At 52.9% G+C, this 14,342-nt stretch carries 18 protein-coding genes and 1 other RNA gene; 11 read left to right on the forward strand and 8 right to left on the reverse strand.

The window, feature by feature from the left end; translation table 11 throughout:
* Nucleotide 1 precedes the first annotated feature (1 nt).
* Nucleotides 2-247 (forward strand): GlsB/YeaQ/YmgE family stress response membrane protein, encoded by a 246-nt coding sequence (locus PSSD_RS10670; RefSeq protein WP_058972243.1) that lies wholly within the window; start codon nucleotides 2-4, stop codon nucleotides 245-247.
* Between the two features lie 8 nt (nucleotides 248-255).
* On the forward strand, nucleotides 256-405 hold the full coding sequence (gene rsmS, locus PSSD_RS26205) for a pleiotropic regulatory protein RsmS (protein ID WP_064511454.1): 150 nt from the start codon (nucleotides 256-258) through the stop codon (nucleotides 403-405).
* Nucleotides 406-462: 57 nt separating this feature from the next.
* On the opposite strand, the gene acrR is transcribed toward rsmS, so the two are convergent.
* Nucleotides 463-1,101: a multidrug efflux transporter transcriptional repressor AcrR gene (acrR, locus tag PSSD_RS10675; protein ID WP_039330092.1), complete on the reverse strand. Its 639-nt coding sequence runs from the start codon at nucleotides 1,099-1,101 to the stop codon at nucleotides 463-465.
* Between the two features lie 142 nt (nucleotides 1,102-1,243).
* Here acrR and PSSD_RS10680 point away from each other — a divergent pair, with 142 nt between their 5' ends.
* The 4 genes from PSSD_RS10680 to ykgO all read left to right on the forward strand — a co-directional run bounded on the left by PSSD_RS10680 (nucleotide 1,244) and on the right by ykgO (nucleotide 6,176).
* Nucleotides 1,244-2,434 carry an efflux RND transporter periplasmic adaptor subunit gene (locus PSSD_RS10680; RefSeq protein ID WP_058972244.1) on the forward strand — a complete coding sequence of 397 codons (1,191 nt, stop codon included), beginning with the start codon at nucleotides 1,244-1,246 and terminating at the stop codon, nucleotides 2,432-2,434.
* Between the two features lie 17 nt (nucleotides 2,435-2,451).
* Nucleotides 2,452-5,601, forward strand: a complete 3,150-nt coding sequence (locus PSSD_RS10685; protein ID WP_058972245.1) for a multidrug efflux RND transporter permease subunit AcrB — start codon at nucleotides 2,452-2,454, stop codon at nucleotides 5,599-5,601.
* Between the two features lie 150 nt (nucleotides 5,602-5,751).
* Nucleotides 5,752-6,009, forward strand: a complete 258-nt coding sequence (locus tag PSSD_RS10690; protein ID WP_039330089.1) for a type B 50S ribosomal protein L31 — start codon at nucleotides 5,752-5,754, stop codon at nucleotides 6,007-6,009.
* A 14-nt stretch (nucleotides 6,010-6,023) separates the two neighbouring features.
* The gene (gene ykgO, locus PSSD_RS26550) at nucleotides 6,024-6,176 is read left to right on the forward strand and encodes a type B 50S ribosomal protein L36 (protein WP_072214971.1); all 153 of its coding nucleotides are present in this window, start codon (nucleotides 6,024-6,026) and stop codon (nucleotides 6,174-6,176) included.
* 29 nt (nucleotides 6,177-6,205) lie between these two features.
* Here ykgO and PSSD_RS10695 read toward each other — a convergent pair whose 3' ends face one another.
* The 3 genes from PSSD_RS10695 to PSSD_RS10705 are packed head-to-tail and all read right to left on the reverse strand — an operon-like array spanning nucleotide 6,206 to nucleotide 8,598.
* On the reverse strand, nucleotides 6,206-7,084 hold the full coding sequence (locus PSSD_RS10695; protein WP_039330088.1) for a metal ABC transporter substrate-binding protein: 879 nt from the start codon (nucleotides 7,082-7,084) through the stop codon (nucleotides 6,206-6,208).
* A gap of 21 nt (nucleotides 7,085-7,105) precedes the next feature.
* Nucleotides 7,106-7,945, reverse strand: coding sequence for a metal ABC transporter permease (locus PSSD_RS10700; protein ID WP_039330087.1), 840 nt, complete (start codon nucleotides 7,943-7,945; stop codon nucleotides 7,106-7,108).
* Entirely contained in the window at nucleotides 7,942-8,598 is a 657-nt protein-coding gene (locus PSSD_RS10705) for a metal ABC transporter ATP-binding protein (protein WP_039330086.1), read from the reverse strand. Before PSSD_RS10705 ends, PSSD_RS10700 begins: the two co-directional genes overlap by 4 nt.
* Before the next feature lie 341 nt (nucleotides 8,599-8,939).
* Here PSSD_RS10705 and PSSD_RS10710 point away from each other — a divergent pair, with 341 nt between their 5' ends.
* The 3 genes from PSSD_RS10710 (at nucleotide 8,940) to hha (ending at nucleotide 10,060) form a co-directional block, all read left to right on the forward strand.
* The gene (locus PSSD_RS10710) at nucleotides 8,940-9,293 is read left to right on the forward strand and encodes a hypothetical protein (protein ID WP_039330085.1); all 354 of its coding nucleotides are present in this window, start codon (nucleotides 8,940-8,942) and stop codon (nucleotides 9,291-9,293) included.
* A gap of 146 nt (nucleotides 9,294-9,439) precedes the next feature.
* Complete coding sequence (gene tomB / locus PSSD_RS10715; RefSeq protein WP_021185827.1) at nucleotides 9,440-9,817, forward strand: Hha toxicity modulator TomB; 378 nt, start codon at nucleotides 9,440-9,442, stop codon at nucleotides 9,815-9,817.
* A 24-nt stretch (nucleotides 9,818-9,841) separates the two neighbouring features.
* Complete coding sequence (gene hha, locus PSSD_RS10720) at nucleotides 9,842-10,060, forward strand: hemolysin expression-modulating protein Hha (RefSeq protein ID WP_034828137.1); 219 nt, start codon at nucleotides 9,842-9,844, stop codon at nucleotides 10,058-10,060.
* Between the two features lie 129 nt (nucleotides 10,061-10,189).
* Here the strand turns inward: hha and ffs are convergent.
* Nucleotides 10,190-10,286: signal recognition particle sRNA small type (gene ffs / locus PSSD_RS26210), an RNA gene on the reverse strand.
* 177 nt (nucleotides 10,287-10,463) lie between these two features.
* On the opposite strand from ffs, the gene PSSD_RS10725 reads away from it, so the two are divergent.
* Complete coding sequence (locus PSSD_RS10725) at nucleotides 10,464-10,775, forward strand: MGMT family protein (RefSeq protein WP_039330084.1); 312 nt, start codon at nucleotides 10,464-10,466, stop codon at nucleotides 10,773-10,775.
* 207 nt (nucleotides 10,776-10,982) lie between these two features.
* On the opposite strand, the gene PSSD_RS10730 is transcribed toward PSSD_RS10725, so the two are convergent.
* Nucleotides 10,983-11,540, reverse strand: a complete 558-nt coding sequence (locus PSSD_RS10730; protein WP_039330083.1) for a YbaY family lipoprotein — start codon at nucleotides 11,538-11,540, stop codon at nucleotides 10,983-10,985.
* 205 nt (nucleotides 11,541-11,745) lie between these two features.
* On the opposite strand from PSSD_RS10730, the gene tesB reads away from it, so the two are divergent.
* Complete coding sequence (gene tesB, locus PSSD_RS10735; protein WP_039330082.1) at nucleotides 11,746-12,609, forward strand: acyl-CoA thioesterase II; 864 nt, start codon at nucleotides 11,746-11,748, stop codon at nucleotides 12,607-12,609.
* A 70-nt stretch (nucleotides 12,610-12,679) separates the two neighbouring features.
* Here tesB and amtB read toward each other — a convergent pair whose 3' ends face one another.
* Nucleotides 12,680-13,969: an ammonium transporter AmtB gene (gene amtB, locus PSSD_RS10740; RefSeq protein WP_039330081.1), complete on the reverse strand. Its 1,290-nt coding sequence runs from the start codon at nucleotides 13,967-13,969 to the stop codon at nucleotides 12,680-12,682.
* 33 nt (nucleotides 13,970-14,002) lie between these two features.
* Nucleotides 14,003-14,341, reverse strand: coding sequence for a P-II family nitrogen regulator (gene glnK, locus PSSD_RS10745; RefSeq protein ID WP_007886947.1), 339 nt, complete (start codon nucleotides 14,339-14,341; stop codon nucleotides 14,003-14,005).
* Nucleotide 14,342 lies beyond the last annotated feature (1 nt).

The raw sequence follows: 14,342 nt of genomic DNA on the forward strand, positions 1-14,342 counted from the left end.
CATGACGCTTATCTTCTGGGTTGTGATTGGCATTGCCGCAGGCGGGTTAAAACGCATGATGTTTCCCGGTCGACCAGGCGGCTTTGTGCCGACGCTGGTGCTGGCGGTGATTGGCGCACTTATCGGTGGTTATATAGCGACTTACTTTACCACCGGCGATCTGGGCACCCTGCATCCTGCGGGCTTTGCTGTGGCGCTGATTGGATCAATATTGATGCTGCTGGTGGCGGCAAAATTACGCATTTAGGAGAGAGAATGTCACTGGAAACAGCATCAGACGAGATCAAACTGGCGGTGGATTTAATTCAACTGCTGGAAGAGAACCAGGTGCCAACCGCTACCGTGCTGGCGGCTCTGGCGATTGTACAGCGTGATTATCAACAGAAGCTGGCAGCAGAAAATTAAGCGCGCCTGATCCGATGGCGGCCTGAAGGCCGTCGCGACGACACCGAATCCAGCCCATCAACGGGGAGTTGAAAGCGTTGAACTCAACCGCAGCATATCGATAAAGGCATCCACCAACTGCGGCGCATCCGCAGCCAAATCAAATGCCTGCGGGTTGAACAGCCAGTTTTCCATCATGCCATTAATGTATCCGCACATCAGCCGAGCTGACTGCAGCGTATTCAGACCGGCCGGTAACTGCCCGACTTCAATACATTCACGTAGCACTAATTCAATTCGGTCGTAACACTCCAACAGTAAACTTTGACGCATATCCTGTAACGTCGACATTTCGCCAACAAACTCACATTTATGGAAGATAATCTCCATTAATGCGCGTCTTTGTGGATCCTTTGCTGTGGCTTCAAGGATATAGATCAACATCGAACGGATAACAGAAAGTGGATCGCCCGGGTATTTTGTCTGATACTCAAGTTCCACATCATCAAGCCCAGCGTCACAGCGCAGCCAGATTTCATGCAAGAGATCGGCTTTATTTTTGAAATGCCAGTAGATAGCACCGCGCGTTACGCCGGCCGCTGTTGCGATATCTGCCAGGGATGTGGCAGCCACACCGTGTTCAGAGAAGTGTGCTAAAGCGGCATCCAGAATTTGATGCCGAGTTTCAAGTGCTTGCGCTTTGGTTTTTCGTGCCATAGAGGACTTTTTTTACAAACTGGCAAGTTTACATACATTTGTGAATGTATGTACCATAGCACGACCCGTGTTTTAACGCAGCAATGGGTTTATCGGTTTGTGATCCATTGATCATTTGATATCGGACACTAGAGGTTTATTTATGAATAAAAACAGAGGATTAGCCCCTCTGGCGGCCGTCCTGATGCTTTCAGGCAGCTTTGTGTTAACAGGATGTGATGATAATAAATCCCAGCAAGCCGCCCAGCAGCAGCCCCCAGAAGTGGGTGTTGTGACGTTAAAAAACGAGCCCTTGAAGATCACTACCGAATTGCCTGGCCGTACGTCGGCTTTCCGAGTGGCAGAAGTGCGCCCTCAGGTCTCAGGCATTATTCTGAAGCGTAATTTTGAGGAAGGTACGGATATCAAAGCAGGCGTTTCCCTGTATCAGATCGATCCCGCTACCTATCAGGCCGCTTACGACAGCGCCAAAGGCGATTTAGCGCAGGCACAAGCCAACGCGCACGTCGCGCAGTTAACCATCAAGCGTTATAAGCCGCTGCTGGGTACCAAATACATCAGCCAGCAGGACTATGACACCGCCGCCGCAACCGCTGCACAGACCGCCGCTGCTGTTCAGGCTGCACAAGCGAATGTTGAGACCGCGCGTATCAATCTGGCCTATACCAAAGTGACCTCGCCTATCAGCGGACGCATTGGTAAATCTTCAGTCACTGAAGGTGCTTTAGTTTCCAGCGGACAAACCACTGCCCTGGCGACCGTGCAACAGCTTGATCCGATGTATGTCGATGTGACCCAATCCAGTGATGATTTCCTGCGTTTGCGCGCAGAACTGGAGTCAGGTCAGCTGAAGCAGAATGACGGAAAAGCCAACGTCACCCTGCTAATGCAAAACGGTAGCGCATACACTCAACCAGGCACATTGGAATTCTCTGATGTGACCGTGGATGAAACCACTGGCTCGATCACGCTGCGTGCCATCTTCCCGAACCCGGACCACCGCCTGCTGCCAGGTATGTTTGTGCGTGCGCGTCTGGATGAAGGGACTAACCCCACCGCACTGCTGGTTCCGCAGCAAGGTGTGACTCGCACCCCAACCGGTCAGGCAACGGCGATGGTCGTGGGCGCAGATAACAAAGTTGAAGTGCGTAATATTACGGCGAATCAGGCATTTGGTGACAAATGGCTGGTGACGGATGGCCTGAAAGAAGGCGATCGCGTGATCACCGTCGGTCTTCAGCGTGCCAAGCCAGGTGCGCAGGTGACACCACAAGAAGTCAAAGATGATGCCAAAGCAGCACCGGAAACACAGTCTGCTAAATCATCGTCCTAAACAGGAGCCACTGATACATGGCTAAGTTCTTTATTGATCGCCCCATTTTTGCCTGGGTGCTCGCCATCATCATCATGCTGGCGGGTACTTTAGCAATTATCAACTTGCCGATTGAGCAATATCCCAATGTTGCGCCACCGGCAGTTGAAATTCAGGCGACTTATCCGGGTGCGGATGCGAAAACGCTGCAGGATTCGGTAACCCAGGTTATCGAACAAAACATGAACGGCATCGATGGCCTGATGTACATGGCGTCGAGCAGTGACTCGTCAGGTACCCTGACGCTGACGTTGACGTTCCAGTCGGGCACTGATGCCGATATCGCGCAGGTTCAGGTGCAGAACAAACTGCAACTGGCGATGCCGTTACTGCCGCAAGAAGTTCAGCAACAGGGGATTCAGGTAAAAAAATCCTCTAGCAGCTTCTTGATGGTGGCCGGTTTTGTTAGCGATAACGACAACATGACGCAGAATGACATCTCTGACTATGTTGCCTCTAACATCAAAGACCCGATCAGCCGTACGCCTGGCGTCGGTGATACTCAGGTATTTGGTGCGCAATATGCCATGCGTATCTGGCTTGATCCGCACAAGCTGAATAACTATCAACTGACACCGGTTGATGTCATCAGTGCGTTGCAGACCCAGAACACCCAGATTGCTGCAGGCCAGTTAGGTGGTACGCCGCCGGTTCCGGGCCAGCAGTTGAACGCCTCGATCATTGCGCAGACACGTCTGACATCCACGGATGAGTTCGGTAATATCTTGCTGAAGGTTAATCAGGATGGCTCACAGGTGCGCCTGCGTGACGTCGCGAAGATCGAATTGGGTGGTGAGAACTACGAGATCATCGCACGTTATAACGGTAAACCTGCATCCGGTATCGGTATTAAGCTGGCCACTGGTGCGAACGCATTGGATACCGCCAAGGCGGTGAAAGATGAGCTGGCTAAACTGCAGCCCTTCTTCCCTGCCGGTATGAAAACCGTTTATCCGTATGACACCACGCCATTTGTGAAGATCTCCATCTTCGAAGTGGTGAAAACGCTGTTTGAAGCGATTGTGCTGGTGTTCCTGGTGATGTATCTGTTCCTGCAGAACTTCCGCGCGACCTTGATTCCAACCATCGCCGTGCCGGTCGTTCTGTTGGGTACTTTTGCCATCATCAGCGCCTTCGGTTACTCGATAAACACCCTGACGATGTTCGGGATGGTGCTCGCCATCGGCTTGCTGGTGGATGATGCCATCGTGGTGGTCGAGAACGTTGAGCGCGTAATGGTCGAAGAGGGCTTACCGCCTAAAGAAGCCACCAAGCGTTCGATGGAGCAGATTCAGGGTGCATTGGTCGGTATCGCCTTGGTGCTGTCAGCGGTATTTATCCCGATGGCCTTCTTCGGCGGTTCAACCGGTGTTATCTATCGCCAGTTCTCAATCACTATCGTTTCGGCCATGGCGCTGTCAGTCCTGGTGGCGTTGATTCTGACGCCAGCACTCTGTGCCACCATGCTGAAACCGGTTAAGAAAGGCGATCACGGTAAAACCACCGGTTTCTTCGGCTGGTTTAACCGTCTGTTCGATAAGAGCACCAACCACTATGTTGATAGCGTAGGTCATATCGTTCGCAGCACCGGTCGCTATCTGGTGATCTATCTGGTGATCGTGGTCGGTATGGCGTACCTGTTCCTGAAACTGCCCACCTCGTTCCTGCCGGAAGAGGATCAGGGTCTGTTACTGGCACAGGCGCAGTTGCCTGCTGGTGCGACGCAGGAACGTACCCAGAAAGTGCTGGATCAGGTCACGGATTACTTCCTGAACAAAGAGAAAGACAGCGTTAACTCGGTGTTTACCGTTAACGGCTTCGGCTTTGCCGGTCGTGGTCAAAACACCGGTATTGCGTTCGTCAGCCTCAAGCCTTGGGATGAGCGTGGTGACGCCAGTCTGAAGGTGCCTGCGATTGCGGGACGTGCAATGAAAGCGCTGGGTCAGATTAAAGATGCGATGGTCTTCCCGTTCAACCTGCCAGCGATTATCGAACTGGGTAACGCCACCGGCTTCGACTTTATGCTGACTGACCAGGGTAACCTAGGGCACGAGAAGTTGACCGCCGCGCGTAACCAGTTGTTTGGCATGATTGCCCAACATCCGGATACGTTGGTGGGCGTGCGTCCGAACGGTATGGAAGATACCCCACAGTACAAACTGATTATCGATCAGGAAAAAGCACAGGCATTAGGTGTGTCGCTGTCTGACATCAACACCACGCTGGGCGCCGGTTGGGGTGGTTCTTACGTTAACGACTTTATCGACCGCGGTCGTGTGAAGAAAGTGTACGTGATGGGCCAAGCCGACTCGCGCATGCTGCCAGACGACATCAGCAAATGGTTCGTGCGCAACAGCTCAGGCACCATGGTGCCGTTCTCCGCCTTCTCTTCGGCGAAGTGGCAGTACGGTTCGCCACGTCTGGAGCGCTATAACGGCTTGCCATCAATGGAAATCCTCGGCCAGGCTGCACCAGGCAAGAGTTCCGGTGATGCCATGAACCTGATGGAAGAGCTGGCAGGTAAACTGCCTGCCGGAATTGGCTATGACTGGACCGGTATGTCCTATCAGGAACGTCTGTCCGGTAACCAGGCCCCTGCCCTGTATGCGATCTCGCTGATTGTGGTGTTCCTGTGTCTGGCGGCGCTGTATGAGAGCTGGTCGATTCCGTTCTCGGTTATGCTGGTGGTACCGCTCGGTGTGGTCGGTGCGTTGATCTTCACCACCTTGCGCGGACTCAGTAACGACGTCTACTTCGTGGTGGGGCTGTTAACCACTATCGGCTTGTCGGCGAAGAACGCCATCCTGATCGTTGAATTCGCTAAGGATTTGATGGAGAAGGAAGGGAAAGGATTGGTGGAGTCAACGCTGGAAGCCGCGCGTATGCGTCTGCGTCCAATTCTGATGACCTCACTTGCCTTTATCCTCGGTGTACTGCCGCTGGCGATCAGCACCGGTGCCGGTTCTGGCGCACAGAACGCCGTCGGTACCGGCGTAATGGGCGGTATGGTCACGGCAACAGCATTGGCCATCTTCTTCGTTCCGGTGTTCTTCGTGGTGGTGCGTCGCCGCTTCGGTAAGAACAAAGCGGATATCGAACAAGGTCATCCGGTCGAACACAAGCACTAAGTTTTAACCTGTTGAAAAGGCCGCGTAAGCGGCCTTTTTTATTGCTGCGCTCTCCTGCCTGATGAATACCCATACTGCAATCACGGTTGCAATCAATTCTCTGCAGGTTCATACTATTGTTATAGTATAACATTACATGAGACCGCAGTTATGAAACCGAATATCCATCCGCTTTACCGCCCTGTGGTGTTCCATGACACCTCGGTAGACGAGTACTTCAAAATCGGCTCCACCATTAAAACCGAACGCACCATTGAGTTCGAAGGTGAAGTGCTGCCTTACGTGACGCTGGATGTCTCATCCAAGTCGCACGTTCATTACACCGGTAAGCAGAAAGATCTCACCAAAGAGGGCAGCGCTGCACGCTTCAATAAGCGTTTTGGTAGCTTCCTGACGCGCGGCAACTAATCGGGGTTACATCCATGCAAGTATTAAGTTCATTACGGTCTGCCAAGACCCGCCACAAGGATTGCAAAGTCGTGCGCCGTAAAGGCCGCATTTACGTGATCTGCAAAACCAATCCGCGCTTTAAGGCGGTTCAGGGAAGAAAGAAAAAAGGTAGGAAAGTGTCGTGATAATTGGCCGGGATGCTCCCCGGCCTTTTTTACTTCATGCTTTTGGCAATGGTTTCAACGTTATGTTTGAACGCATCAACATAGGTTGCCGCTGGACCATTTGCTTCGGACAGCGCTTCTGGATACAGCTCACCACCCGGTTGTGCGCCAGTCTCACTGGCAATCTGTTTCACCAGACGTGGGTCAGTCTGATTCTCCATGAAGTAGGTATTGATGTGCTCTGCTTTCAACTGTTTGATGATCGAAGCCACATCGCTGGCGCTGGCTTCTGCTTCCGTTGAGAAACCAACCGGTGCCATAAAGCTCACGCCATAGCGCTGACCAAAGTATCCAAAGGCATCGTGGCTGGTCAGGACTTTACGTTTGCTTTTTGGTACGGAAGCAAACTCGCTTTTCGCCCAGCTATCCAGCTTCTGCAGCTGTTGAATATAGCTTTCACCACTTTTACGGATATCAGCCGCATCTTCTGGGTCGGCTTTAATCAGTGCGTTCATGACGTTGGTCGCGTAGATCACGCCATTCTGCATGCTGTTCCACGCGTGAGGATCGGTAACGGTTTTGCCGTCTTCTTCCATTTTGCGCGTGTTCACGCCGTTTGATGCCACGACGATGGTGCCTTTATAACCTGACGCGCTGATCAGACGATCCATCCAGCCTTCCATGCCGAGGCCACTGACAAACACCACGTTAGCTTTGGACAACGCCTGGCTGTCTTGCGGTGTCGGTTCAAAGGTATGCGGATCGCCGTTCGGGCCCACCAGTGACTTCACGTTGACATGTTCGCCACCCACCTGCTTGACGATATCTGCCAGCACGGTGAAACTCGCCACTACATCGACCGTTTTCGCCATGGTCAATGGGCTGATAAACAGGGTGCCAATGGCCAGGCTTAACGTTAACTTTTTCATTCATATCCCCTTATAGTTTGATTATCGGCGGCGCAGCAGGCCACCACATGGTCCTGTCAAAACAGAAAGCAAAAACAGTACGGCCGCACTCAGCACCACCGCGGGTCCGGCGGGCAGCGAGAAGTGCCAGGAAAGGATCAGTCCCACCAGCGCGGCGACCATCGCCAGCAGCATGGCGATACCGAGCATGCAGGCCAGATGACGACTCCAGAAACGGGCGCTGGTTGCGGGTAACATCATCAAGCCCACCGACATCAGCGTGCCGAGCACCTGAAAACCGGCCACAAGATTGAGCACCACCAGCATCAGAAAGATGCCGTGCACCACAGGCGCGCTCCACTTGCCCTGCGCGCGCAGGAAATCAGGATCGAAGGCGTCGATCACCAGCGGACGAAAAATCACGGCCAGCATCAGTAAGGTGAAAGCCGCAATACCTCCAACCAATAAGATGGCCGCGTTGTCGACCGCCAGCAGCGAACCAAACAGCACGTGCAGCAGATCGACGCTTGAGCCGCGCAGCGAAACCAGCGTGACGCCCAAGGCCAGCGAGCCGAGATAGAAGCCCGAGAAGCTGGCATCCTCTTTCAGCGGGGTATAGCGGCTGACGGCGCCAGAGAGCAGCGCCACCGCCAGGCCAGCAATCAGTCCACCGATGCCCATCGCCACCAGCGATAATCCAGACACCAGGTAGCCAATCGCCGCGCCGGGTAACACCGCATGGGATAGCGCATCCCCCACCAGACTCATGCGACGCAATGAAAGAAAGACGCCGAGCGGTGTGGCGCTCAGCGCTAAAGCCACACAGGCCACCAGGGCGCGGCGCATAAAACCAAATTCGATAAAGGGTTGAATCAAGGTCACGAAGCCACCCTACGCAGCAGTGGAGTTTGAGCGGAGGTTGCATCGTCGAGCGACAACACATCGTTAAAATGGCGCGCCACTAATGGGCGGTCGTGCAGCACCACCAGCAAGGTCGTGCCGAGTTTCTGTTGCTGTTCGAGGATGGACATCAGTAACGCCACGGTCTGCGTATCAATGCCATTAAAAGGCTCATCCAGCAGCCAGACTTTGCTCTGCTGCAACATCAAACGGGCGAACAGTACGCGCTGCAACTGACCGCCAGAAAGCGTCGAGGGCTGAGCATCGGCAAACTCACGCATCATCACCGCATCCAGCGCGGCATCGATTTCCAGGCGCAAAGCACGGTTGATGCCGCCGAACCAACCACAGCGCGGCCAGCAGCCCATCGCCACTAACTCATAGACGGTGAGAGGAAAACGCGTTTCTAATTCGCTGCGCTGCGGCAACCAACCCAATGCTTTGCGCGGAACCTGAACTTCACAGGTGCCAGCAACCGGCGGCAACAGACCCGCAATGGTTTTTAATAGCGTGGATTTTCCGGTGCCATTGGCACCCACCAGCGCCGTCATACTGCCCGCTGCCAGTTCGCCGGTCACCACCGGCGTCACGGCCTGACCTTGGTAGCCAGCCTGCAATCGGTTGAAATGCATCATTTTTGCATTCCCCAATAGATAGCTAAGGCTAAAAAGGCGATGAGCAGTAAGGCGACCATCAGGCGACCGCCGAGCGAGAAGAGTAGTCCGCTGTGATTCATGGGTGACAACCAAAATGTTATAACATAACAAACATCATATCCGATCGCCCCCTCGCTACGCCCGGTCGAAAGTGTTTCAAAAGTTAACCATTCCCCTGCTTGTCTGCGCTAATCCGTGGCCCTGAATTGATTAAGTGAAAAAACCCATCGCAACGATTGCGTATTCTGTTTATTGATGTATTGCAAAGTTGGCGCGGAACCCCAATGATAGAATCATGTTTCTTTTTTACTGGATGCAGAATGCAGTCTATTATTCATTGTAATATTGCTGTGGATGAGGACGATTGCGAGAAGTTACAGGCTATTATCCAGGGGAATATTCTCAAAATAGCCGAAGCACTGGCAGGTGATTTACAGTGGTATTCTCAAAATGCGCAATTAGTTCCTGGCAGTTTTAAGATTATTTCTATTCAACCGCATGACCAGAATCGATTTAAAATGCTTTACGATTTTTCGTGGGATTTATTTAATCCTTGCCTGGATTTAAAAGAAACTTCAACCCAACGTGAAGAAGTTTTGTTCCACATAGCGCCCGGCGCGCTGGTGTTTTCAGTGATTGACAATACGCGCCCCTCGCCTGCCGACGAATTGTAATATTTGGTAATTGAGGTGAGCAAAACTAATGAATGTGGATTATATTTAAGGAGTCGCTGAATTCATTTTATTCGTGATCGCTTCCTGATAGCTTTTCCAAATCTCGCCGCGCTGCGGTAACTGTGCAAGCTCTGGAGGGGAAAAAGATGGACGAATACTCACCAAAACGGCATGATATTGCCCAGCTTAAATTCCTGTGTGAGAACCTGTTTGACGAAAGTATGGCGACCCTAACCGACAGCCACCACGGCTGGGTTAATGATCCTACTTCGGAGAGCAATTTACAGCTCAACGATTTGATTGAGCATATCGCGTCTTTCACGATGAATTACAAAATTAAGCACGTTGAAGATGAAGCGCTGATTACGCAAATCGATGAATATCTTGACGATACCTTTATGCTGTTTAGTAGTTATGGAATCAATACTCAGGATCTTCAACGGTGGCAACGTTCAGCAAGACGCTTATTTAATCTGTTTGCCGAAGAGTGCGCTTTTCTCCAACAACCCAGCCATTCCTTTTAGCATCAGAGTGAGACCGGTTTATTTATGAGCAACCAAGCCTTAACCAAAACAGATTATTTGATGCGACTTCGCCGTTGTCGCTCAATCGACACCCTCGAACGGGTGATCGAAAAAAACAAGTACGAATTATCTGACAATGAACTCGCGGTATTTTATTCAGCAGCCGATCATCGTTTAGCCGAGCTGACCATGAATAAGCTTTACGATAAAGTGCCGGTCTCTGTCTGGAAGTTCGTCCGCTAACGCTTTACTGCCACTCGTTACATTACGCTTTCGTTTTATTCAGGAAGAGCTCCCCAGGCAAAGGAGTGCCAGCGTGATGCTGTGCGCTGTAATTGTTGGGATTTTTTTGGGGAGTAGAAATGGTGGAGGCCCTGCCAGCTACATCCCGGCACACGCGTCGCCTGCTGCGGCTGCTTCCTTCCGGACCTGACCGAGTTCACAAGTTAGCGTTGCGGGAGAACCAACAGGGCCCCCATTGACGAGCCCTCATTTCGAGAGCGCAGGCATTATCAAGTAAGCCCCCGGCAATTGCAAGCGCAGGCCGGGTGACCGTTGTTTTCTTGAACAACCGCGCAGTAATACTCCAGCTTCCCTCTCCTTGTGCGTGATAAAGTCAGCCTTTCCTCGCTTAACAGGTATGCGCATGAGCGATACAAGCAATTTTTCTGAACGCGTCTGGCAAATCATCGCCGCAATTCCTGAAGGCAAAGTTGCGACTTATGGGGATATCGCGCTATTGGCAGGTTCCCCGCGTGCCGCACGACAAGTCGGAGGCGTGCTCCGCCGTTTGCCCAAGGGCAGCAAATTGCCCTGGTTCCGGGTGATTAATCGCTACGGCCGTATTTCCCTGCAGGGCGATGATTTGTTCCGTCAACGTGATGCATTAGAAGCCGAAGGCATTGAAGTCAGCGATGCGGGTGAAATCGAGCTGGGTAAGTATCGTTGGAAGTATTAAGCGTAGCGGTGCAATATGCGACACTCATGTCCGCAGGCGTTGCGAAATTGATTCGACCGCGCGCGCAATTTTCGAAGTGCGGGCAGGCAACACTGTGGAGTAAAGCGTCACACGCCATGAATGGCGTGTGCCGAGCGATCAGGGACGAGACAGCGTCTTTACGTAACAGTGTTGCCTGTCCGCACACTCTCACGTCCCCATCAGTTTTTACATACTGGTTGGCGCAGGCACCGATGCTGAAGGCACCACCTGCGTCGGCGACGTGGATGGCACTGTGGTTGCCGCGCCAGGCTGCGTCTGCATCGCCATATTGGTCACTGGCACCAGCAACAGCTCTGCTTTAGTCCCGCCCTGATTAATCACCGGCTTCACGGTGTCCGTGATAAATGCCAGCTTGCCGTCAATGGCGATGGCCGCACTCAGCAGAATGCGTGCGTTCGGCTGAATATCTGCCGGATTAAATGGCAGCACGAACTGGAACGGCGCCTGTTTCCCCTCAGTACGCACCACATGCTGTGCCAACACTTTCGATGGCGCGTCAGCCAGTGATGCATCAGACAGCGTCACCGTCAGCACCGCATCCGGCGGCAGCGCAATACGTTGGCGAATATACACCGAACCACTAACGTTAGGCTGCGCAATGGCGGCCTGCTGTCCCGCAACGGCGGAGCCCAGTGTTGGGGTCGCTACTGGCTTACTGTGATCGGCACAGCCCGTGATTGCTGCAGCCAGGGTAATGCCGCTAATAACATGCCAGAGTTTCATCGATGTCGTCTCCTTGTGAACACTATGATTGTCGGCGCTAAATTTGTTGGGTAGCTTTTCAACCGCCGATTGACCTTAATTCTGGCACAAAAATCCGCATTGCGCCTAAATGCACCGCCAGCCCGCTGAAATCACGGCAAAATCATTGACGGAAACTGGTCGGATCTTTCAAACTGGCGCGATCGGGAATATTGAGGAATCGACTATGAGCCAGGCACTGCACAACCTGCTTAACTTACTAAATCTGGAAAAACTCGAAGAGGGTCTGTTCCGCGGCCAAAGTGAAGACCTCGGTCTACGCCAGGTGTTTGGCGGTCAGGTCGTCGGACAGGCGCTGTATGCGGCAAAACAAACCGTGCCAGAAGAACGCATCATCCACTCGTTCCACAGCTACTTCCTGCGCCCCGGTGACAGCCAGAAAGCCATCATCTATGACGTTGAAACCCTGCGTGACGGCAAAAGCTTCAGTGCGCGCCGTGTCAGCGCGGTGCAGAATGGCCACCCGATTTTCTACATGACCGCCTCATTCCAGGCACCAGAGCAGGGATTTGAGCATCAAAACACCATGCCGCAAGTGCCCGGACCGGATAACTTACCTTCTGAGCAAGATCTGGCGCAAAAACTTGCCGCACATTTGCCGCTTAAACTCAAAGAGAAGTTTCTTGCTGAGCGCCCACTGGATATTCGTCCGGTGCAAATTCACAATCCGTTAAAAGGCCGGGTCGATGAGCCGCTGCGTCAGGTGTGGGTTCGTGCCAATGGTCAGATGCCGAGTGATCAACGCATTCACCAATATGTGCTGGGTTATGCTTCCGATCTCAACTTCCTGCCGGTGGCGCTGCAACCGCATGGCAAAGGCTTCCTGGAACCGGATATGCAAGTGGCGACCATAGACCACTCTATGTGGTTCCATCGCCCCTTCGACCTCTCAGAATGGCTGCTGTACAGCGTGGTGAGCACCTCCGCATCCGGTGCGCGCGGTTTTGTGCGAGGGGAGTTCTATACGCAGGATGGCACCCTCGTTGCTACCACGGTGCAAGAGGGCGTGATGCGCCAACGTGAGGCATAAAAAAGGGGCGATATTATCGCCCCTTATGCTTTTTATTGTTTTAGCGCACTGCTCTTCAGCAGCCCGGCACTTACTGGTTGTAAGCGTTTTCGCCGTGGCTGTTCACATCCAGACCTTCACGTTCCTGATCTTCTGGAACACGCAGGCCAACAATCATATCTGCCAGTTTGAAGCCGATGAAGGCAACCACACCAGACCAGACGATGGTCACGCCGCAGCTGAACAGCTGTACCCAAACCTGATGGCCCATGGTCACGCCTTCAGCGTAGCCCACACCACCCAGTGAAGAGGAGGCGAACACACCGGTCAGGATACAACCCAGGATACCGCACACACCGTGTACACCGAACACATCGCATGGGTCATCCACACGCAGCCATTTTTTCAGGGTAGTTACGCCCCAGATACCTGCCAGGCCACCGGCCAGACCGATAATCAGCGCGCCGCCAACACCGACATAACCACAAGCTGGGGTGATAGCAACCAGACCCGCGATGAAACCAGAACACGCACCCAGCAGAGAAGGCTTGCCACGCATTGCCCACTCACCGAACACCCATGACAGCACCGCACCTGCAGTCGCTACAACGGTATTCAGGAAGGCCAGTGCAGCAATTTCGTTCGCTGAAGAGGCTGAACCGGCGTTGAAACCAAACCAGCCAACATACAGAATCGCTGTACCGGTGAAGACCATTGGCAGGTTGTGTGGTTTGAAGGCTTCTTTACCAAAGCCAGCACGTTTGCCCACCAGGTAAGCACCCACCAGACCGGCTACCGCGGCGTTGATGTGTACAACGGTACCGCCTGCGAAGTCCAGCGCACCATCTTGAGCCAGCAGACCGCCTGCCCAGACCATGTGTGCGATTGGCAGATAAGAGAGCGTCAGCCATACCACCACGAAAATCAGTACCGCAGAGAAGCGAATACGTTCTGCCAGTGCACCCACAATCAGGCCCACGGTAATACAGGCGAATGAAGCCTGGAACGCAACGTGGATATACTGATAGAAGCTACCCATCACCGCTTTCAGCTCGATATTTTTCAACATCGCCCACTGGAAGTTACCGAAGAAGGCGTTGCCTTCGCTGAAGGCCAGCGAATAACCGTAAATTACCCAGAGTACGCACACCAGTGAGAAAGTCACTGCGACCTGAGTCAGCATTGAAAGTACGTTCTTACCGCGAATTAAACCGCCGTAGAACAGGGCAATGCCCGGAATCGACATGAACAGCACCAGTGCGGTACAGATCATCATAAAGGCGTTATCCGCTTTGTCCGCAACGGCAGGTGCTGCCGCCATGGCCAGAGACGGTAACAGTGCCAGGCTGGTGAGGCCTAACTTAGTCATCAGTTTATTCATTTCTTTCCATCCCATCACAATTCAGAGCCCCAGTTACAGTGCTGCTTCGTCGGTCTCGCCGGTGCGAATACGAATAACGCGCTGCAGTTCTGCGACGAAGATTTTGCCGTCGCCAATTTTGCCGGTGTAAGCGGCTTTGCTGATGACATCCACCACTTCATCGAGTTGATCGTCCGCAATCGCGATATCAATTTTTACTTTTGGCAGGAAGTTCACGCTGTACTCGGCACCGCGGTAAAGCTCTGCGTGACCTTTCTGGCGACCAAAACCCTTCACTTCGGTAACAGTCAATCCCTGAATGCCAATGGAGGATAAGGCTTCACGCACGTCCTCCAGCTTAAATGGTTTGATTACCACGGTAACCAGCTTCATA

Source organism: Type-D symbiont of Plautia stali, assembly GCF_001485335.1.
Taxonomy (GTDB): domain Bacteria; phylum Pseudomonadota; class Gammaproteobacteria; order Enterobacterales; family Enterobacteriaceae; genus Pantoea; species Pantoea vagans_C.